Annotated in this window: 16 protein-coding genes; 4 read left to right on the top strand and 12 right to left on the bottom strand. The window is 54.6% G+C overall.

Going from position 1 to position 20252, the window contains the following annotated elements:
- Nucleotides 1-141 precede the first annotated feature (141 nt).
- The 7 genes from QOY30_RS02515 to QOY30_RS02485 form a co-directional block, all read right to left on the bottom strand.
- Nucleotides 142-2526 (bottom strand): CHAT domain-containing protein, encoded by a 2385-nt coding sequence (locus QOY30_RS02515; RefSeq protein WP_283743065.1) that lies wholly within the window; start codon nt 2524-2526, stop codon nt 142-144.
- Between the two features lie 335 nt (nt 2527-2861).
- Nucleotides 2862-4784 (bottom strand): PhoX family protein, encoded by a 1923-nt coding sequence (locus QOY30_RS02510; protein WP_283743064.1) that lies wholly within the window; start codon nt 4782-4784, stop codon nt 2862-2864.
- Between the two features lie 2 nt (nt 4785-4786).
- On the bottom strand, nt 4787-6490 hold the full coding sequence (locus tag QOY30_RS02505) for an alkaline phosphatase family protein (protein ID WP_283743063.1): 1704 nt from the start codon (nt 6488-6490) through the stop codon (nt 4787-4789).
- A gap of 73 nt (nt 6491-6563) precedes the next feature.
- A complete protein-coding gene (locus QOY30_RS02500; RefSeq protein WP_283743062.1) occupies nt 6564-7166 on the bottom strand; it encodes a MotA/TolQ/ExbB proton channel family protein in 603 nt (200 codons plus the stop codon).
- Between the two features lie 62 nt (nt 7167-7228).
- A complete protein-coding gene (locus QOY30_RS02495) occupies nt 7229-9493 on the bottom strand; it encodes a TonB-dependent receptor family protein (protein WP_283743061.1) in 2265 nt (754 codons plus the stop codon).
- 9 nt (nt 9494-9502) lie between these two features.
- Entirely contained in the window at nt 9503-10174 is a 672-nt protein-coding gene (locus tag QOY30_RS02490; protein WP_283743060.1) for an energy transducer TonB, read from the bottom strand.
- Between the two features lie 9 nt (nt 10175-10183).
- Entirely contained in the window at nt 10184-10591 is a 408-nt protein-coding gene (locus tag QOY30_RS02485; protein WP_283743059.1) for an ExbD/TolR family protein, read from the bottom strand.
- A gap of 167 nt (nt 10592-10758) precedes the next feature.
- On the opposite strand from QOY30_RS02485, the gene QOY30_RS02480 reads away from it, so the two are divergent.
- From QOY30_RS02480 to QOY30_RS02470, 3 genes are all read left to right on the top strand, one after another.
- On the top strand, nt 10759-12738 hold the full coding sequence (locus tag QOY30_RS02480) for a peptidase U32 family protein (protein ID WP_283743058.1): 1980 nt from the start codon (nt 10759-10761) through the stop codon (nt 12736-12738).
- 79 nt (nt 12739-12817) lie between these two features.
- The gene (locus QOY30_RS02475) at nt 12818-14101 is read left to right on the top strand and encodes an ATP-grasp domain-containing protein (protein WP_283743057.1); all 1284 of its coding nucleotides are present in this window, start codon (nt 12818-12820) and stop codon (nt 14099-14101) included.
- 4 nt (nt 14102-14105) lie between these two features.
- Nucleotides 14106-15212, top strand: coding sequence for a phosphoserine transaminase (locus QOY30_RS02470; protein ID WP_283743056.1), 1107 nt, complete (start codon nt 14106-14108; stop codon nt 15210-15212).
- 93 nt (nt 15213-15305) lie between these two features.
- On the opposite strand, the gene QOY30_RS02465 is transcribed toward QOY30_RS02470, so the two are convergent.
- Both QOY30_RS02465 and QOY30_RS02460 read right to left on the bottom strand, forming a co-directional pair.
- On the bottom strand, nt 15306-15713 hold the full coding sequence (locus tag QOY30_RS02465) for a hypothetical protein (RefSeq protein ID WP_283743055.1): 408 nt from the start codon (nt 15711-15713) through the stop codon (nt 15306-15308).
- 155 nt (nt 15714-15868) lie between these two features.
- A complete protein-coding gene (locus tag QOY30_RS02460; RefSeq protein ID WP_283743054.1) occupies nt 15869-16420 on the bottom strand; it encodes an outer membrane beta-barrel protein in 552 nt (183 codons plus the stop codon).
- Between the two features lie 309 nt (nt 16421-16729).
- On the opposite strand from QOY30_RS02460, the gene QOY30_RS02455 reads away from it, so the two are divergent.
- Nucleotides 16730-17764 carry an aldo/keto reductase gene (locus QOY30_RS02455; RefSeq protein ID WP_283743053.1) on the top strand — a complete coding sequence of 345 codons (1035 nt, stop codon included), beginning with the start codon at nt 16730-16732 and terminating at the stop codon, nt 17762-17764.
- Nucleotides 17765-17795: 31 nt separating this feature from the next.
- Here the strand turns inward: QOY30_RS02455 and QOY30_RS02450 are convergent, their stop codons facing one another.
- The 3 genes from QOY30_RS02450 to QOY30_RS02440 all read right to left on the bottom strand — a co-directional run bounded on the left by QOY30_RS02450 (nt 17796) and on the right by QOY30_RS02440 (nt 20236).
- Nucleotides 17796-19088 (bottom strand): HD-GYP domain-containing protein, encoded by a 1293-nt coding sequence (locus tag QOY30_RS02450; RefSeq protein ID WP_283743052.1) that lies wholly within the window; start codon nt 19086-19088, stop codon nt 17796-17798.
- Between the two features lie 155 nt (nt 19089-19243).
- Entirely contained in the window at nt 19244-19768 is a 525-nt protein-coding gene (locus QOY30_RS02445; protein ID WP_283743051.1) for a protein disulfide oxidoreductase, read from the bottom strand.
- Between the two features lie 45 nt (nt 19769-19813).
- The gene (locus QOY30_RS02440) at nt 19814-20236 is read right to left on the bottom strand and encodes an RNA-binding S4 domain-containing protein (RefSeq protein ID WP_283743050.1); all 423 of its coding nucleotides are present in this window, start codon (nt 20234-20236) and stop codon (nt 19814-19816) included.
- Nucleotides 20237-20252 lie beyond the last annotated feature (16 nt).

Below are 20252 nucleotides of genomic sequence, written 5' to 3'. Positions count from 1 at the left end.
GGAGACTATGAGAGGACTTCTACTTCCAACCAACTACTGGCCCGTTGATACTAGACGTCTCAAACTCGGCCGAAGCGGAAGTCTCAGCTAGTCGCCGTAATGTCCGCGACGAGTCGCTTAGCTGACGTGGCTGTTGCCAAGTTAAGTGGCTGCGTTAGAAGCTAGCGCCGCCACCTCGTCCTGAAAAACCACGGATGCATCTTCCTCAAAGATAATGATGTTCTCTGGATTGCCGAGCTGGACGTACTTCATTGCGTCTGTCATAGATGCCCATTTCGCAATATCATGATCGATACCTTCGATAGGCATTTGAGTGAGTCTCGATAGTTCCTTGCGATACATGTCATACCATTTTGGGTTCCTAGCATTAATTTCCCGGTTAGCTACGAGTTGGGCATCATCGAAATTTAGGCCCCGATACGCCGCCCCGCCGTTCTTCTTCAACAGCATCATTACCTCGGTTGCATGGGTCATTCTCAACATGCCGGAAATCACGTCTCTCCACGTCAATTTGAGGCGGTACTTTATCGCAATGGGCAAAAATTCTCTTATGCGGAGAAGTAGCCTGCCTATAAAAATCGCCGCTTTTCTTCCATCAACTGGCATCATCGTTCCCAAAACAGTACGAGCTCCAAGCGTAAAGGCTGCGGTCGCCACCGAGCTATGACTTCCGTCAAGCGGCTGAGTATCACACGCACTAAAGACAACAATAGGCGGGACAGAACATCGTTTTTTTAGCTGCCATGCGTCTATTTCCTTTCCTCCAATTACGATAGTCCCAGCACCAATATTGTCGCTATAACTGCCATGGCCGTCGAAAATCATCATTGCACCACTGTAACTATTTAGCGCATCAACAAACTCATCTTCAGTACTGACGTCAACGAGCCGAATCTTCACGTTTAACGTCGCCGACGTTTGCTCATGCTCGTGTGCCTCGATAGCTTTTGCGATCATGTCGCGTAATGGATCATTGTGGCCAAACGATCTAACAACCAATATCTCACGGAATGCATCAAGCGTTATGACTACAGGAGGCATAATGCAGTTCATCAAATATAGGTTTCCTGGCATTGCTGTCACTCTCGATGTATCAAAACGCATGGATAGTGGTAGCTGCCTTACTGGCATTAACTCAAGTGGAAGATCGGTTACAAGCTTGATTCCTTCTATGATCCCGTGGTCTTCAGGCTTTTCTAATAGTGCCAGGAACTTTGGATCAATCTTCGTTAACATTTTCTCACCGAGCTTTCGCGTCAATCTAGACATCTTCCAGTCAAATTGATGATGTGAGTGTGCTCTAACGCATTGGGCAATCTGTTTAAGATCCCCACGGACTTGGTTTAGCTTAGGTTCAAGACGAAGCACAGGCGCCAGAGATGCAGAAGCCAAAACCGTTAGGCCGACGGTAAATGCGCGTGCCTCAGATGAGCGCGTAGATTGAAGTGCGCGGAATATTTCATTATTCAATATGCCCTTTTCTTGCGCCTCCGTGGTAATAGAATCAAAATATGTTGTGGCTCTAACCGCTGCTAAGTACGTAAAACTGAAAATAAACCGATCATCAGATTTGGCCTTTAGTATTGACTGCTGCAATTCGTTATAGTGCCCCCAGTACATGCCTTGAATGGCAACAATGTAGCGATAGTCCATCATGCTACGGTCATATTTTTTTGTCAGCCCTGCGCGCGCGTCTAGAACTGCCTTTGCGCTAAGGCATATGCGATCAACGTAGCGCTGCGGATTTGGTAGCCCGGGAGTTAATTCCTTGCTTATTGGTTCGGCTTGTTGCAGTGTCCAACCAAACGTTTCTAGGGCAAGTTCGTTGGGGGTGGTGACATTGTGCAATCCGCGACGCAAATGATGCCTTTTCGGCGATCTCGGTAATTTGTCGCCAATTTCATTCCATGCAGTTTCCGCAAACGTGCGCCATTCTGGGTTTGCGCGCATAGTCGAAACAACGCGCTGACAATAGTCCAGCAATATCCTCAGGTCGAAATCGTCAAGTGAAGTTCGCCCTATCCCCTCAACCGAAGAAACGTGTAAGCAAGGCCACCCGGATTGAATAATAAAACGGTCAATTTCTTTGGCTATCGATTCGTCATTTGACAAAAAAACGCGGAATGGTCCTTTCAGAATGTCTTTTGCTTCAAATAGTGCATCCAGCTCAATCGGAATAATACTTGGCCAAATTCGCCGCATTAGGCGGTGTGAAATGATATTCCCTGGACTTGAAACTATCTCGCGAATATCAGCAGGTAGAGTGGCGGCCTTCGTTAGAAGAGGTGCAGTTTCGAGCAGTCCCGGGGAGTACCAAGCAAAAAGGCTGAATCTTCCTAGCTCCTGCGGGTGATGAGGGATCAGATAGACAATCTTGAAACGTGGATCAGTCGTGGCTAGAAATCTAAATGCCTCAGCCCCCCGTTTACTTAGCTGTTTTGTGTCATTCTGAATTACTCTTGAGGTGACGCTTGTCTTCTTGTTGGGGGAGTTCCGTTTCTTCTTTTTCTTCCGTTGCGCACTCATCTGGGTTCTCGACGCTCTCTGATGTAATTGTGCAGTCTAAACTGTACGGGCGGAAACCCAAAGCTGGTAGCCGAGGATGGCAATTCGCTTTAAATTATCGCTTGCCAGGCTCCGTGGCCACCTATCGGCTGGAGCGGAAATTACCCGCGTTCGTACCGTCGGCAAAATCTCACGGAGCGGACATACCGGCAGCACATATGAAACTTCCGCTTTGGCCGAATACCAGCCAAACACGGTGCGCGGGGCGAGAGGGGGAAAATCAGACTTGATCGGCGCATCCCCAATTAAAAAAGGCAGCGCGCATGCGCTGCCCTTTCTCCCACCCAAACCAGGTATTACTTGATGGTCGGCAACCCGCTCAGATAGCCAACCACACCCCGCTGATCGACTTTCTTGCCCAGCACATCCTTTATCGCCACCGGGTATTGCTTCAGGTCATCGGTCGCTCCGGGGTGCTGGATATTGCCCATCAGATAGAAATGGCCGTTCCAGTCATCGACCACTTGCAAGCCCGTATCTTCGGCTCCGATCGGTGCGGAAAAGATGCGGACCGGTTTCGCCTGCTTCTGGCTTACGTCGTACGCCCAGACAAAGTTGTTCAGGTGATTCCCGCTGTCCTCGCCTATGAATAAGGTGTGCAGGCTTTCCGAATATTTCAGGTTGTCCGGATTCGCAATGCGGTCCGTATCGCACTTGTCCAGCTCGCCATATTGCTGGCCGAACGGCTTCTTTGCGCCCGTCACCAATGCCTGGATGCTGCCGGCCACCCAGTCGCTGTCGATCCTGTTTCCATCGAGGTCGCGTTCGCCGCCTTTCAGGTTCGCTTCATATACGGCACCGCAAGCCATGTCCTTGGGGTCGCCTTCCAGGTTGATATCGTCACGCGGGCGATCTTCGTTCAGCTTGTCCACCATGCTCTTTTCGACATAAGACATCGCGACATACAGGCGCTTGTCGCGCGCATTGTGCGTTACGCCTTCCATCTTGGTGAATTCGCTGGTCGCACCCAGCAGTGCGGCATAGCGACGGCTTTCCAGGAAAGCTGCAGCCTTCGCCATGCCCGGCTTCAGCTTCAGATACTCCAGATGCGCCACTTCCTTGCCTGTTCCGGCGTACACAAAGACCGGCTTGAAGTCGCCGAATTTTGCCGGGTTCGCTTTCACGTCGCCGGGGCTGGCCACTTCGAAGATGTCGGAGAACCTGATCCCGCCCTGTATCAGCTTGTGCACTTCATCTTCGCCGGCATGGCCCAGCGGGATCCAGCGCAGCCCGGCCTTGCCGCCATTGACCGTAGACACCTCCATCCAGATCGCCGCGTACAAGTTACCCGCAGTCAGTTGCCCGGCCTTGTCGGCGACGAACATGAACATCACCGTGTCGCGTCCGTCATCGCCCATGTACACGGTACGCTTGTCCGGCATCACATCGCCCAGTTCATTTGCCAGCCTGCCCATTGCATAGTGCTTAACAAAATGGGAATGGCCTTTGTCGTCGATCGAGACCTCGAATTTGTAACCGTAGGCATAGGGATTGCTGCCGCCTGACTGCGCGGTTTTGTCCAGGGTGCCGGTGTACAGATTCATGGTTTGCAGCGGTTCGTTTTCAAACTCCTTGGCGTTCGGCTCGTACTCTTCCCCGCCCAGGTGCGTACCCCATGGCGTCATGCTGCCCGCGCAGGGCGTCCATATCCCGCCGCTGGCGGAAGCATCGACGTTGGCCAGGTCGACCACTTTCAGCAACCCGGTCTTCTTGTCCTGAACTACCGTTGCCTGATTGATCGCTGCGGGCAATTGCGCATACAACTGCACGGCCGGTTTGCCAGCATCCACATTTGGCGCTTCGGTGTTGTATTCATAGTGCGTCATAAGGTACGCCGTGTACTTGCCCTTTTTCGTTCCCAGCAAAGAGTTTGCATCCGGCGCATATGAAAAGAACGGGCCCTGGGCGACTTCGCCCTCTGCATTGGCGGCGGTGCGCTGGATCAGCTTGCCGTCTTTGTCCACGATGGCACCTGCCTGCCAGTGGCCGATCTTGTCCGATGAGCGATACAGCGCCCGGTACGTCAGCGGGAATACCTTCTTTGTACCGTCGCGGTAAGTCACGATGGCGCTGGAGCGCGTATAAAAACTGGTGCGTTCCGCATCCGTCTCCGGCGCCGGCGTCGAAGTGAACTCCACCGACTCCACCGCTGCTTCGGCCAGCGAAACAACCGGCATCAGCAATGACACCAGCAACAGGGATAATTTCAAATTATTCATTGTTAGTCCTTGATCAGGTTCATCAGGTCGCCGATGGCGGGCCTGTTCTTGGGTATATAGGGCGATGCCTTGTCGTGGATCGGGTTGGGCAGATTGTCCCGGCTGCGATTCGACAGCGGCGGTATGCCCCAATTGTGTTCAATGAATTTGAGTATGGATGCGTGATCGTAATAGGTGTGATCGACGTAGCCTTTCTTGGCGTGCGGGGAAATGACCAGCAGCGGGATGCGCGGACCGTCGCCGAAGAAATCGATGAACTGGACGTAGCCCGAATCGTAGTAGCCGCCGCTCTCGTCAAAGGTCACGAAGATCGCGGTCTTCTTCCATAGCTCGGGGTTCTGCCTGACCTTGTCCACCACGCTGCGCAACAGCTCGTCGAAGCCTGTCTCCATCGCGTAGCCCGGATGTCCGGATATGCTGTCGTAGGGCGCGATGACGGCAACCGCGGGGAACGCCGACTCCCCCTGTTGCGCATCCACATAGAACTGCTGCAGATCGCGCAGATTGGCTTTGTCCGCACCCTGCATGACGGAAGAGAAGTACAGGTGCGTATCGCACATCGCGCAATACTCCTTGTCGACATTCTTTCCGTCGTTGCGCCCGCCGGTGTACCAGCGCCAGGACACGCCGTTGGTTGTCAACGCGTCGCCTATCGTGGGGATGGTTTGCGGCGGCAGCTTGTCGTTACCCGCAGCCAGCAGTTCTCCCGCCGGCGAGTAGGACGGCTCCATATTGTTCACCATGTAATAAGTGCCCGCATCGCAATTCCCGTCGCGGAACGGACGGTACGGCAGACGCTTCAGGAAATCGGCGATCCCCTTGACGCCGGGGTTTCCGGTATCGGAGCAATTCACGTACGTCCCGCCCAGGTAACCGTCTTCCGTGTACCAGTTGTTGGTATCGGGCTGCGCATCCGGATTCTCGATCAGCTTGGCCGGCGGAACCGCGGGCTTGCCGTCATGCGTAAAGAAGGCGACGTCGGCCGTGGTCAGCGCCAGGTAATTTCCTGTCGTGCCGCCCATGATCGACTGGTGATAGTTGTCGGCGATCGCATACTCGTCGGCAAGTTGGCGAATGTAAGGTGCGTCACCTTTTGCCATATTGTAGAAGCCCATGGCCACGCCGCCTTGGAAGGTCTTGCCGTATGCAACAGGCGATTTTCCGTTGCTGGGGCCGACGCCGGCAGATTCCGCAGTCCAGACGAACAGATCGTTCTTGCCGCCATCGACTTGCTGCCACATCTGGAAGAACCGGTGCAGGGGATCGCCCGTGTGTGTGCCGTAGCTCACATATTTGGTGATCTGGAATGGGCCGTTCGGCAGGTCCGCCGGAAAGCGCGCGTCGGGAACATCCTTGCGTTGCCCGAAAGCCCCCCATGCGTAAGGCTGCGGCAGCGATCCATATGCGCCGACAATATCGGGAGTCGGGACATATGCGCCTTTGCTCTGCGCAAGGTGCTGCGCCGCAAGGTTGAAGTTCCTGCCCGGCGTTCCGTCTTCATTCACGATGCCGCGCGACAACAGATTCGAGATCGTCTGGCCCTTTTGGGGGCGATATGTGGCGAACATGTTGTCGAACGAACGGTTCTCCCCGACGATCACGATGACATGCTCGATAGGCGTGACGGGCTTGGGTGTCGAGGCGGCCAGTACCGGCGATGCGATGGCAATGGATGCCAGTAAACTCAGTTTGATTCGATGCTTCATTGTTGCCCCTGTACCTCGTTTCATCAGCCGTCATTCCGGCCTGCGCCGGAATGACGAGACATGATTTTTCTGCTTAACGCGCACCCAACACCGTCAGCGAGATCAGCTTCATCTGGTTGTTGATCTGCTCCACTTTGTTGTTGAAGTAGTTGAAGAACATCATTGCGTAGAGCGCGATGAAGATGCCGAAGCCGGTCGCGTACAAAGCCGTGCCGATGCCGCGGCTGACCGCAGCGGGGTCGGCGGCCGCATTGCCCGAGGCCAGGCTGTGGAATGCGTCAATGATGCCCAGGATGGTGCCGAGCAGGCCCAGCAACGGCGACATGGTGATGATCGTGTCCAATATCCACAGGCGCGGCCCCACCAGGGGCTTCTTGGCGACGTAGATGGACTGCACGATAAATTCCAGCTGCTCGTTGGTATGTTGCTCTTCCGTCGCTTTCACCACGGCACAGATCGCCTGCGCCTGGGGGCTGGTTTGCGTCTGGAAAGTATCGATTATCTGGCTGTGCAATTTCTTGTCGTGCAAATGGCTGTGCACGAAGTTTTCTACATTCTTTCCTTCCCGCAGGGTCACTGCAAAAAAGATGAGGCGTTCGATGATGACGTAGGTAGCCAACAAAAGTACTCCGATCATGAAATACATGACCAGATCGTGAATCAGATTAAATGACATTTGGGATCCCAGTTAAAAAATGGCCGGGACAACATTGCCCCGGCCAAATTACTATTACTTAATTAGAACTTACCGCTCATTGTTGCAAAGAATTGACGCGGAGCGCCTTCCTGCAATGTGGCAAACGCGCCTTGAGGATCGGAGGCGACGAAGCCGTTGCTGCCAACCGTGGCGAAGTAATGCGTATTCGCCAGGTTGGTGATGGACAGCTGAACCGCCAGCTCCTTCATCCCCGCGACGTTCTTCTCCCTGTAACCGGTGGAAGCGTTGAACAGCCAGTAACCATCGACCTTGTTGTCGTTCGTGTAGGTGTAGTAACGCTGGCCGGTATACTTGCCGTCGAGGCTGCTGAACCAGCCGTTTTTCTCATACCCGATGTCGGTAGCGAACATGACTTTGGGAGTATTAACCACAGTCTTGCCATTTGTTGCGACCAGAGTCGTCCCGCTCATGTAATCAGACTTGTATTGGGAATTATCCAGAGTCAAAGAGTTGAACCAATTCCAGTTCTGCGCCACAGACCAGATCAATGCCGATTCCACACCTGTACTTTGCACCTTGCCCACGTTCACAAAAGTCGAGGGACAACCCACAATTCCCTGACAGGTCGCTACGCTCAACAAACGATCCCTGAAATCAGTCAAGTATGCGGCAACAGAACCCTGCAAGGCGTCTCCGTGGAAACGGTAACCCGCTTCATAACTGATTGAAGTTTCGGGTTTCAGATTCGGCGTGTTGGCATCAAATACGCTCTGGGTCTGGTTGAACGGACCGTCGACACCCGGCTGATATGCGCGCATGTTCTGCGAAACAGACGCGAAGATTTCGCTCATGTCGTTCAGGGCAAAATTGACGCCCGCCTGAGGCAATATGCTCTTCTTGGCAGTCAGATTGCCGCCGGAACGTGAGCCTACCAGATTGGTCGCGTCGATCTGGACCTTGGGGGATTTGAAACCGAAGTTTGCCTTCAACTGACCGTTCATCAACGCCACCGTATCTTGTGCGTAGATCTGTGTCGTTGTCGTTGTAAAGGTCTGGAGAAAATCGGTTCGGAACGGATTGCTCAAAAAGTAGTTGGTGTCGGCCGGGCCCGTTACTCCATAGTAGTTGCGCGCCAGGGTACTGTCACTCTTTTCGTACCACAGACCCGCACTGACCGTATGTGCGCCCGCATTCCATGTCAGGTCATTCACTATGCCAGTGCGATCGATGCTGTACTCGGTGGTGCGGATAGAGATTGGCAATCCCAGACCGGAGTACACGCCCGGACCGGCAGCTGTGCCCGGAGAGGGGACATAAGGTGTGTACCAATGTCCTTGGCCTGCATTCTTGTGTGTATACAACGTGGATTTCAGACGCACATCATCTGTCAGCGCCAGATCCACAGCAGCGCCGGCCAATCGGTCTTTGCGCAAACCGCTTCCCTGGTAGTACGCTGCGTCCAACGGTCCGGTTGCTGCATTGATGCTCGCCACATTCGGCGCAAGAGTGCCGTTAGCAGCGTTGATCGCAGCTTGCCAATTAGGCGCATAGTTATCCCAGCCCCAACCCAATTTTTGCTGCATGTCGATCGACATGTCCTGATAGTCAATTTCGGTCCGATCGGACGTGTTCACGAATGCGCTGAATTTGTTCTCACCCCACAGATGAACCAGTTTGGTGTTGAATTGTTCCTGCTTTTGCGCGCCGCTGCCTTTCCATTTATCGGCGTTCTGGCCCGCGTAGCTCAGGTACACTTTGGTACCCGAATCCATCATGCCGGTATCCACACGCGCAAAGGTGCGCGTCATATTGCTGCTGCCCAGGCTTTGATCCAGGCGCATACCTGCCTTATTCTCCGGATCAGCCGAATAAAATTGCACCGTGCCGCCCAGGTTGCTGGTGGATGCCACGCCCAATGAACCGGAACCTTGCGACAGATCCGCACGCTGGATATTTTCCGAGGCGATCGCGCGGCTGATGTGCAAACCGTTGTTATTGCCATAGCTCATATCGCCCAACGGAATGCCGTCAAGAGTGAAGCCCATGTAGTTCTGACTGAAGCCTCGCACGCTAAAACGAGTGGACCACTCATAAGCGCCAAAAGGGTCGGATGACTGGAAGCTAACGCCAGGCAGCTTTTCCAGCACCTTGAGCGGGCTGGTACCCGGAGCAGCCTTTTGCATATCTTCAGCGGTGATACTCTGCACCTGGCGAGATTGTCCATGACCCAACACGGATACGTCTTCTGTTTGTACCACTGCTGCGTCATCAGCGAAGACGCAGGTCGAAAACACCGACGCCAGCAAGATCACAACAGGCTTCAACTTCCACTTGTTACGTTGCATACACACTCCCTATGAGTTGATTGAAAAGATCAATTTGGTACGAAATACCTTGCTGCTTGCACCCATCCATGCGTCATCAGGGAAGCTCCGGTAGGAAGCCGACTTCACCGCCCTGATTGCGGCCTGGTCGAGTAACTTGTAACCGGAGGAAGAGGCGATCTCCGCCCGGATCAACTTTCCGGAGCGATCCAGCTCGTACAGCACCTCGACCTCCCCCGTCATGCCCAGGTCACGGGCTGTATCGGGATAGACTTTTTTGCGCTCGATCCGCGTTCTCACATCCTGCGCGAACTGGCTTTCGGAATCGGCATTGCTCCTCTGTTGAGCCTGCGGCTCGACCTTGGCCGGCTGCTCGGGCTGGGTTGGCTGCACGACCTTGGGTGGCGGTGTGACTTCCTGGATTGCGGGAGCAGGTGCATCAGTCACCGGAACCACCTCCTTGGGCGGTTCGACTTTCTGAGGAGGGGGCTGGACCTTCTGCACCGGCTGTTGGACAGATTGCTCCGTCGCAACGGGCTCCGCCGCGAGGGTCAGGCTGATCGGCTCTTCCTGCACGGGAACTTCCTGGTTCATCGCGAGCGTTTGCGACATCACCAGGATGAGGATTCCGGTCGCGACCGTTCCGAGCCGCGCAGCAGTTTCACGTCTATGGTAGATAGACCAGTTCGTTGCCATGTTCATCGCGGTCGCTTATTTCTTTTTGGATGAAATCGCGATGGCCGTGATGCCGGACGACTTGATGCTGTCCATCACATCCACCAACTGCTGCACGGATACGTCCTTGTCGCTGTTGATAACCACATCGACGTCACCGGAAGCTTTCAGTTGTTTAAGCGCGGAAGACAATCCCGCCAGCGAGTAATCGGTGCCGTCCAGTTGCACCTGTCCTTGCGGTGCGATGGTCACGACAGCGTGCTTGCGCACCTGCAGTTTGTCCGGCTGCGCCGAGCCCGGCAGGGTGGTCTTGATCCCCAGGGCGGGAATCACGTTCAGGCTGATCAATACAAAAAAAACCAATAAAAACATCATCACATCGATCATCGGGATGATTTCTATTCTGGCTTTCTTGGGTGTTTCGTCTTCGTTCCATGCAAGCATTTTATTTACGCGTCTTCACTCAAAATTAACGACCGCGCAAATTTACTGGCGCCATATTAAAAATAAATTAATTATTTATGTTATTTATCCTCATAAGAATTTGGTGTTACCAGTTGGAGAGTTGCGGCGCCAGGTTGCGAACCCCTCTTCCGGTATAATTCCGACGCATGTCTGCACACCATTCATCCCAACCGCTCGAACTGCTCGCTCCAGCAAAGACTTCTGCCATCGGACGCGAAGCGATCCTGCATGGCGCCGACGCGGTGTACATCGGCGGCCCCGCATTCGGTGCTCGCGACAAGGCCGGCAATTCGCTCGCCGACATCGCGGGACTGGTCGAGTACGCACACCGCTTTCACGCGCGGATCTACGTTACGCTCAACACCATCCTGCACGATGCCGAGCTGGACGCGGCGCGCAAACTGGCTTATGACTGTTATGACGCAGGCGTGGATGCGCTGATCGTGCAGGACATGGGTCTGCTGGAACTCAACCTGCCGCCCATCGATTTGCATGCATCGACCCAATGCGACATCCGAACGCCGGAGAAGGCACGTTTTTTGGCCGACGTCGGCTTTTCGCAGATCGTGCTGGCGCGCGAACTGACCATCCGGGAAATTGCCGGGGTGCGCGCTGCTGTACCTGCCGACACCGTCATCGAACACTTCATCCACGGCGCGCTGTGCGTGGCTTATTCCGGCCAGTGCAACATCAGCCACGCCCACACCGGACGCAGCGCAAATCGCGGCGATTGCTCGCAAGCCTGCCGACTGCCCTACACGCTGCAGGATGCGCAGGGTCGTATCGTCGCATTTGAAAAACACCTGCTGTCGGTGAAGGACAACAACCAGAGCGCCAACCTGGGCGCCCTGATCGACGCGGGCGTGCGCAGCTTCAAGATCGAAGGCCGCTACAAGGAAGCGGCTTATGTGAAAAATATCACCGGCCACTACCGCCGGCTGCTGGACGGGATATTGAACGAACGCCCGGAACTGCATGCCACATCAAGCGGCAAGACGAAGCTGCTGTTCACGCCGGATCCGGACAAGACTTTCCACCGCGGCGCGACCGATTATTTCTCGAACGGACGGAAGGCCGACATCGGCGCGTTCGACACGCCCACCTTCGTCGGTCTGGAACTGGGCACAGTGACGCAGGTCGGCGACAAATGGTTCGAGATGGAATCGAATGAAGACCTGTCCAACAGTGACGGGTTGAACTACCTGCACAAGCGCGAGGTGATCGGCCTGCAGGCGAACGTGGTCGAGCGCAAAGGCAAGGTTTGGCGTGTTTATCCGAACGAGCCCATGCACGCATTGCACGGCTTGCGCCCGGGGCTGGCGATCAGCCGCAACCGCGACCATGCATGGGAACAGGCGCTCACCAAAAAGTCCGCCGAGCGCCGCATCCGTGTGGATGCCGTCTTTGCCGAGACTGCGGATGGTTTTTCGCTTACGCTGCGGGATGAAGACGGTATCACGGTCACGTCCGGCGCCACCTTCGACAAGCAACCGGCACAACATCCGGCTGAAGCGGAAGGTAGCGTGCGGGAACATCTGGCACGCTTCGGCAATACCGATTTCGAATTGGGCAGGCTTACCGTAGAGTGGGCACAACCGTGGTTCGTGCCAAGTTCGCTGGCGAACAAACTGCGCCGCGATGCAGTAGAAAAACTGGAAGCCGCACGCCTCAAAGCTTGGGTACGCCCTTTACGCAAAGCGGCGGTGGAGCCCCCGGCAAAATACCCGGAAGAATCCCTTTCTTTCCTCGCCAATGTCTACAATTCAGCCGCGCGTACCTTTTATGCAAAGCACGGAGTGAAGCTGATCGAGGCAGCCTACGAAGCACACGAGGAAGCCGGCGAAGTCCCACTGATGATCACCCGTCACTGCATACGCTATTCCTTGAGTCTGTGCCCGAAACAGGCCAAGGGCGTGATCGGTGTTCAGGGCCAGGTGAGGGCCGAGCCGATGACGTTGATCAACGGCAGCGAACATCTGACATTGCAATTCGACTGCAGGAATTGCGAGATGCATGTCATGGGCAAGATGAAGAAGCATATTTTGAAGGCTCCGCCGCCCTCGACAGTGCCCATCACTTTTCATCCGCGCCAGCCCGAGCGGCAATCAAAGCGCTCTTTAGCCTAGGATACATCCTTCTATTCCCGGTTTTGATAGCGATGCAGGAGGATATTCTTGGCTTGGCAGCATTCGTGAGATACTGGAAATGAACTTGCCTGGAACGCCGGGCATCTCGAATAACGATAAAGCGCAACCATTAAATTTGACAACCACTACCGCCACCGACAACCAGATTCAGTACGTGACGCCATTCCTTGGTCTTGCTCCTTTTCTTCGTGCGAGTATTGCCGGCATTGATCTACGCCCGCTCGGTCAGGAGATGCTGAGTCGTGCCGGCCAGAATACAGCCGATGCTGAACTTTGGTTGAACCTGTCCATCATCGTGCAATGCTTCGGCCAACGCGAACTTGGGCTGTCCATCCAGTCCCTGGCCCTGCAGCAAAAACGCATCTATCGCCTGGCGGCTGCAAACCAACCCGCAAAATTGCGCCTGTTGATGCTCTCTGTCCCGGGCGACATTTCCGAGAATACACCCCTCGATTGCCTGCTGGAAAACAGCGACGTCGACCTGATTTTCTACTACGTTTCCCCGCACGATCCGTTGGCTTTGCCCATCCCCGAGCACGACGCCGTGTTTGTCGCCATTTGCGAATCCGATGAAAACCGCGCGACACTCGCGGCGCTGGAACAACCGCTGGCACATTGGCCCAGGCCAGTCATCAACAAACCGCAATATATTCCGCCAACAGGGCGCGAAGCCGCCAGCAGGCTATTGCGGGACGCTCCGGGCCTGCTCATCCCGCCGACACTGCATGTCTCACGTCCGATCTTGCTGGAAATCGCTGCAGGCAACACCATGCTTTCCGGCCAGTTTGCAGATTGTGATTTCCCGATCATTGTGCGCCCCGTCGGCTCCCACGCCGGGCGCGATCTCGACAGGATCGAACGCCCCGAAGAACTCGCCACCTATCTCGACAAGGTGGAAGGCGAAGATTTCTTCCTGTCGCGCTTCATCGATTACAGCGGCAAGGACGGACTGTTCCGCAAGTACCGTGTGGTCCTGATTGATGGAAAACCCTATGCTTGCCATATGGGTGTCTCATCGCACTGGATGATTCATTACGTCAATGCCGGCATGTACGAGGATGCAAAAAAACGGGGGGAAGAAGCCGCCTTCATGCAACATTTCGACGACTTTGCGCTGCGCCACCATGCGGCACTGGATGCGATCCATCAGCGCACCAGGCTCGATTACCTCTGCATCGATTGTGCGGAAGCCAAGGATGGGCAGCTCTTCATTTTCGAGATCGACCACACCATGGTCGTGCATGCCATGGACCCGGAACAGCTGTTTCCCTACAAGCAAGTCCACATGCTCAAAGTCAAAAACGCATTCAGGGATTTTCTTTTCCGGCTGACCGGCAAATAATCGCATGCACATGAACCCGCTCAACAATCTCAATTTTTCCGGCGGCCCTGGGGCATTGCCCGAGAGCGTTTTGCTGCAGACTCAGCAATCCATCATGGAGGTGCCGGAAGTCGGTCTGTCGGTACTCGGCATCAGCCATCGTTCGGACTGGTTTGCCGCAGTCGTCGCCGAGCTGGAAGCCAATATGCGCAAGCTGTTGGGCCTGACCGACAACTACCACGTATTGTTCATGCAGGGCGGTGCAACCCAGCAGTTCTCGATGATCCCGATGACCTTGCTGCGCGGCAAAACTTCGCCCGCAGAATATCTGCACACCGGCTACTGGAGCGGAAAGGCGCTGGCCGAAGCCAGGCGCGAGGGCGAGATTCGCGTGCTCTGGAGCGGCGAATCCGGCGGATTCCACCGACTGCCCGAGAACGAGGAACTGGCCTTCTCGCCGACAGCGCCCTATTTCCACTACATCTCGAATGAAACGGTCGAAGGACTGCAATTCCACCGTGTACTGGGACGGGACGATGTTCCCCGCGTGTGCGACATGTCGTCGGATTTCCTGTCCCAACCTTGCGAGGCGGAGCGCTACTCGCTCATCTATGCCCATGCGCAGAAAAACATCGGCCCGGCCGGCGTTACCGTTGTCCTGGTTCGGGACGAGTTGCTCAAGGATGCACCGACCGACCTCCCGGGTTTCCTGGACTACCGCAGCCAGATCCAGGCTCATTCCATCTTCAATACTCCGCCCGTGTTTGCGATCTACGTCGTGCTGCTGATCACGCGCTGGCTGCTCAACGACATCGGCGGCCTGTCGCGCATGGCTGAAATCAACCGTGACAAAGCCAGACTCCTGTACAGCGCACTGGACGGCAGCAATGGCTTTTATCGCGGAAGAGCCGAAACAAAAGACCGCTCCCTGATGAATGTCACATTCAATTTACCCAACCCGGAAATTGAAAAGCGATTCCTTGCAGAAGCACAAACTGCCGGATTCTCCGGCTTGGCCGGTCATCGATCCACCGGCGGCATTCGCGCGTCCATCTACAACGGACTGACGCTCCAGGCTGTCGAGCAATTGGTGGGTTTCATGGAAGACTTCGAACGCAAGCGGACCCGGTAGCAATTATTTTTGCGGATTGGGAACAACTTGGGATTGATATCAGTAATCGGATGAAGTGACCGGCGGGCTCGATGCCCGCCGATTACAGACGAACTACTTCCGTTTTGCCAGCTTGTCGCGATGGCGTTCCTGACGGTCTTTTTTCAAGTCGCGCTTGTCATTGCGACGATCTGCGCGGTCCTTGTTCAAATCGCGATTGTCTTTCCTGATTCCGGCATTGTCCTTGCCCAGTTCTTTGCGTTCTCTGGCTGCTCCGGCAGTATTACCCTCGCGTTTATCCTGGTTGAGTTCGCGCCGATCCTGGTTGCGCTCGCGAACATCCGCATTCTTTTCACGCTTGTCTTGTCCCACATCCCGGCTATCCCTCGCGATGTCTCTTTTGTCCGTGCGAATGTCGCGTGTATCCTGCTTGATGTCGCCCTCGGCGGCATGAGCCACCGACAGCAGGGACAGGCTCAAAGCGGCACCTGAAGCAACAAGCAGCAATTTTGTTTTATACATGTAGACCCCTCCTGTTATTAACATTATGAAAGACAGTGTTGCGGGACATTTAACGAATTGCGCAGTCTCATCGTTGACAAGTAGGTCGACACTACAAAGGCGCAAAACAAACCGGCTCCAATATCATGGAGCCGGTTTTTGAAAAACCGACAAGATCAGAACCTGAAAAGGATGCCTGCAGAAAGCAGTGTCAGCTGTGTCGTGCCGGTCGTATTTGCATCTCCGACCGTACCCAGATTCTCATATTGAGCACGGAAAGCGATGGCCTTGCTGAACTCGTATTGAACGCCGACGCCGAAGGCCAGATTGGTTGTTGTGGAAGAACGGGATGTGTTTGTCAGCTTTAAATCTGTGCGGGCGAGACCGACCTTCCCGATCACTGAAATATCCTTCCAGACCGGGAACGTGCCGATTCCTGAAGCCTCCAGGCCGGTAGCCTGCCATTCTCCTGCCGGTCCTCCGGTATTTGCATTGCCATAATCGGCATAGCTGACTTCCGCACTCCACATCGGAACGAATTGATACCCACCGCCAACCCTGAGCGCGGTGGAAGTGCCGTTGCAACTCCCTACAAATCCGCTATTGCAGGCATCACCTTCATTCGTTTGTGCCAGGTCAACCGCACCGTAGAACCCTTCAGCCATGGCCGGTGGAAGCGCCATGCCATAAAGCAGCGCTAGCGCTACTACCTTCGTTGTTCTTTTCATGCCATTCTCCTAGAGTGATTGATATGCAACTCACGAATCCCATGTCGGTCGTATTGGCAAGCGGCTTGCACCGCATGCGACAGGATTCACCTGCTTACTTTGACATCCGTTAGACTACTGTTCTGTGCGCTATCGAACATCGTTTGCAGCCACCCGTGGCAGCGATTGAGTGGACATTGTTGGTCGCCTCGCAGGCTTGAAAATGCTGTCTTTCAAAATACTTCTGGCGATACAAGCAGTCAATACGCCCGACGTCTAAAATATTTTTCATAATCGTCACTCGCCAAATTTTGACAGGAGTTGGTAATCATGAAATATCGCTTATTGGGAAATACAGGACTCTACGTTTCCGAGCTGTGCCTGGGAACCATGACTTTCGGCGCAAAGGGATTCTGGGAAGTCATGGGTGGTCTCCAGCAACCCGAGGTCGATCTGCTGGTGCGCGAAGCATTCGATCAGGGGATTAATTTTTTTGATACTGCCAACGTTTACTCGCTGGGTGAATCGGAGAAATTGCTCGGGCAAGCCATCAGAAACAATCGCCTGCCGAGAGATGAGATCGTGGTCGCGACGAAATCCACCGGCATCATGAATGAATCTCCCAATGGGCGCGGCCAATCGCGTTTTCATATCTTCAACGAGGTCGATGCAAGTCTCAAGCGCCTGCAACTGGACCATATCGACCTCTATCAATTGCACGGCTTCGATCCGCTTACGCCTTTTGAGGAATCACTTTCTGCGCTGAACGACCTCGTAAAATCAGGGAAGGTACGTTACATCGGTTTGTGCAACATGGCAGCCTGGCAAATCATGAAGGCGCTGGGGATTTCCAGGTTCCATCACTGGAATGAATTTGTGAGTGTGCAGGCCTACTATTCAATCGCCGGTCGCGATCTTGAGCGAGAAATTTTTCCCTTGCTGCAGGATCAAAAGCTGGGGCTCATGGTCTGGAGTCCGCTTGCGGGTGGGTTCCTGTCCGGAAAATTCAAACGCGATCAAGTTTCCCCCGAAGGCTCGCGCCGTGCCAATTTCGACTTCCCGCCATTGAGCAAGGATAAGGCATTTGATTGTCTGGCTGCGATGGAACCGATCGCAAAGGCGCATGGCGTATCAGTTGCGCAAGTTGCGTTGGCATGGATCTTAAGCAAAAGGCAGGTGTCGAGCATCATCATCGGTGCGCGCCGGATGGAACAGTTGAAGGACAATCTTGCGTCCTCGAAACTGGTCCTGGCTGAAGCGGAATTAAAGACACTGGATGACGCAAGTACGCTGTCACCGGAATATCCGGGATGGATGCTCGCATTCCAGGGACAATATCGCGCCACGCCGCCAGTGAAGGAATAATCGCTACCCGGCCATTGTGCGTTGCCGTGCTTTACAGCAACGCCTTGACCTCCTGCATCCATGCCTTTGCAGTCTTGAATTCAGGCAAGGGATCATCCGAATCAACAGCGGGCCAGCGGCGTTGAATCTCCCGCAGGATGTTACCGAGTTGCCACATCGTTTCATCGAGCAACATCCTTGCATCAAAACAGGCTTCGGCGTCCCCTTCCAGCCCGAACAGCTGATTGTCTTCCACATTGGGATTGAGCCCGGCATCGATGATTTCCATCCTGAGGTTCGTCATGCGTTCGTCGATAAAGGCGCAGGCCGGTATCTTCACATCGCATTCACTCTGCGCTTTTTCCCAGGCAGTGAATATGGCCGAGATCCCCGACATCTTCTCCAGCGCGTTCTGCATGTCAATCTCCGAGCAGGGCGGAGCCTCGACTTCATCCTGATAGAATATCTTGAGGCAAGGAATCAGATTTCTGCCATATCGGCGCAAATTCAGTTTCAATATCGTTTCCAGCCTTGACCAACTTTGCGCGTCATTATCACTGCCATACCGACTTGCAACGATCTCTGCTACTGCGATGATCTGTGCGAACTGCCCTATCTCGCCTGATTTCAACCCCCGCGGGTAGCCGCTGCCATCCAGGTGCTCATGGTGCTGCAAGACCGCATCCAGGACCTTATTCTTGTATTCCGGATAGGCTTTCAAAATCATCCATGCGGTCACTGAGTGAACATATAAATGACGCCGCTCAGTCTCCGACATCCTGTGTTCCCGCTCCAGCAGCTTTGGATCAACATGCAAAAGACCGATGTCATGCAGCACTGCCGCAGTGGCGATGTCCTTAAGTTGGTGTTTGTCCATGTGCAACTTCATGCCGATATAAATGCTGACCAGCGCCACATAAATACTGCGCCTGAAAAGATCCGCATTGGTCTCGCGCATGACTGTCAGTTTGAACGCGATGGCTGGATTCAGCGGCACTTGCTTCAACACGGATACCAACGTCTGCCCGTCCGATTTGACGGACTGTATCAAAGCCAGCTGTTTGTCCTCCTGCATCATCCGTGTCGCCTGTTCCACGAGGCTCGCGCCATTGACGGCGTCCTCGGTAGTCAGGCTCTGATCCAGCGGAGGAACAAGCTTGTGCTGAAGCAGGCGTTCGTAAAGCGAACTGTTGATCTGCATACCCGCGCCGATCAGCTTCATCCCGGTGGACGTGTAGATCTCGCGGTTGGCCACAATGGAGCGGGTATCCCCCAGATGGGTCACACTTTGCAGGTAGTGCTTATCGTTGAGCTGGCTTTCGGCTAGGGCTTCTATGTCATTCATAGGGTCGTGAAAAGAATAAAATCCTGTATCAAATACTTGTTCCATCCATGCTTGAACGGTATATCTGCATATTGTCTTGTCCGCTCACCTTTGCATGATACATGGCGATGTCGTCATTTTTGATGAGTTTATCTTTTTCGTCGCCGAGTTCCGAATCAGATTATTCCAGCCAGCCAAAGTCGAAGCCTGAGCCCCACCCCGGTGGTGTAGCCCACTTCGATAAAGTGGATTTTCCCGTCGGGTGCGATGATGAAGCTGGCAGGGACTGCATGCACTCCCCACGCGTTGGAGATGGCGCCGTCGGCATCATTCACGACCGGAAAATCGATGCCCTGTTCATGCATGTACCTGGCAACCTCTTCCGGTTTGCCGCTTTGCATGGCGACGGTAATGATGTTCGGATGATCGTGCGCGATGGCCGCGATGGAACTCTGCTCGGTACGGCAGATCGGGCACCATGTTCCCCAGAAATGCACCAGCACAGGCTGCGCGGGATGCGCGGGCAGGATGTAGGGTTGTCCTGTCAGTGTAACGCCCCGCAAGACTGGCGCCGTGCCGCTGATCATGTCGCGCTGCTGCCAGGCACGGATGCCGACAACGACAACAATGAACAGCAATACGTTGACGGCATGGTTGCGCCATTTTGCTTGACGCGGTTTGCTGCCGGTTTCATTTGTCATATTGATATGGCGGCCATGAAAGTTGCGGCGTCAATACAGGCCGCCTTACTCAAAATCGCCCCATGCACTCTTTGATACGCCCCTGGTTTCGGATTCGAAACGCTCGATCTCGCGCCGGTCGCGTTTGGTCGGTCTGCCTTTGAATGTCGGTTGCGGCAGCGCCTTGAGATTGGCGGCGATCTCGGCCCGCCGCGCTTTGCTTTCTTCGCTTTCGCGGTAAAGCTTCTGCGCTTCCGATGCGGGACCCCGCTTGTTGGAAAGTCCCAGCACCTCGACTTCGAAATGATATTGTCCGAGGCGGATGACCAGATGGTCGCCGGGGCCGATGGCCTTGGCGGGTTTGATGCGCGCCTCGTTCATTGTCACCCGGCCGGCTTCCACTGCATCGACAGCAAGGCTGCGCGTCTTGAAGAAGCGGGCAGCCCACAGCCATTTGTCGATGCGCAGCTTGTCGTTGTCTTCACTCATATGACCTACCTGGCAT

Source organism: Sideroxydans sp. CL21 (genome assembly GCF_902459525.1).
Lineage (GTDB): Bacteria > Pseudomonadota > Gammaproteobacteria > Burkholderiales > Gallionellaceae > Sideroxyarcus.
This window is presented reverse-complemented; position numbering and strand designations above follow the sequence as displayed.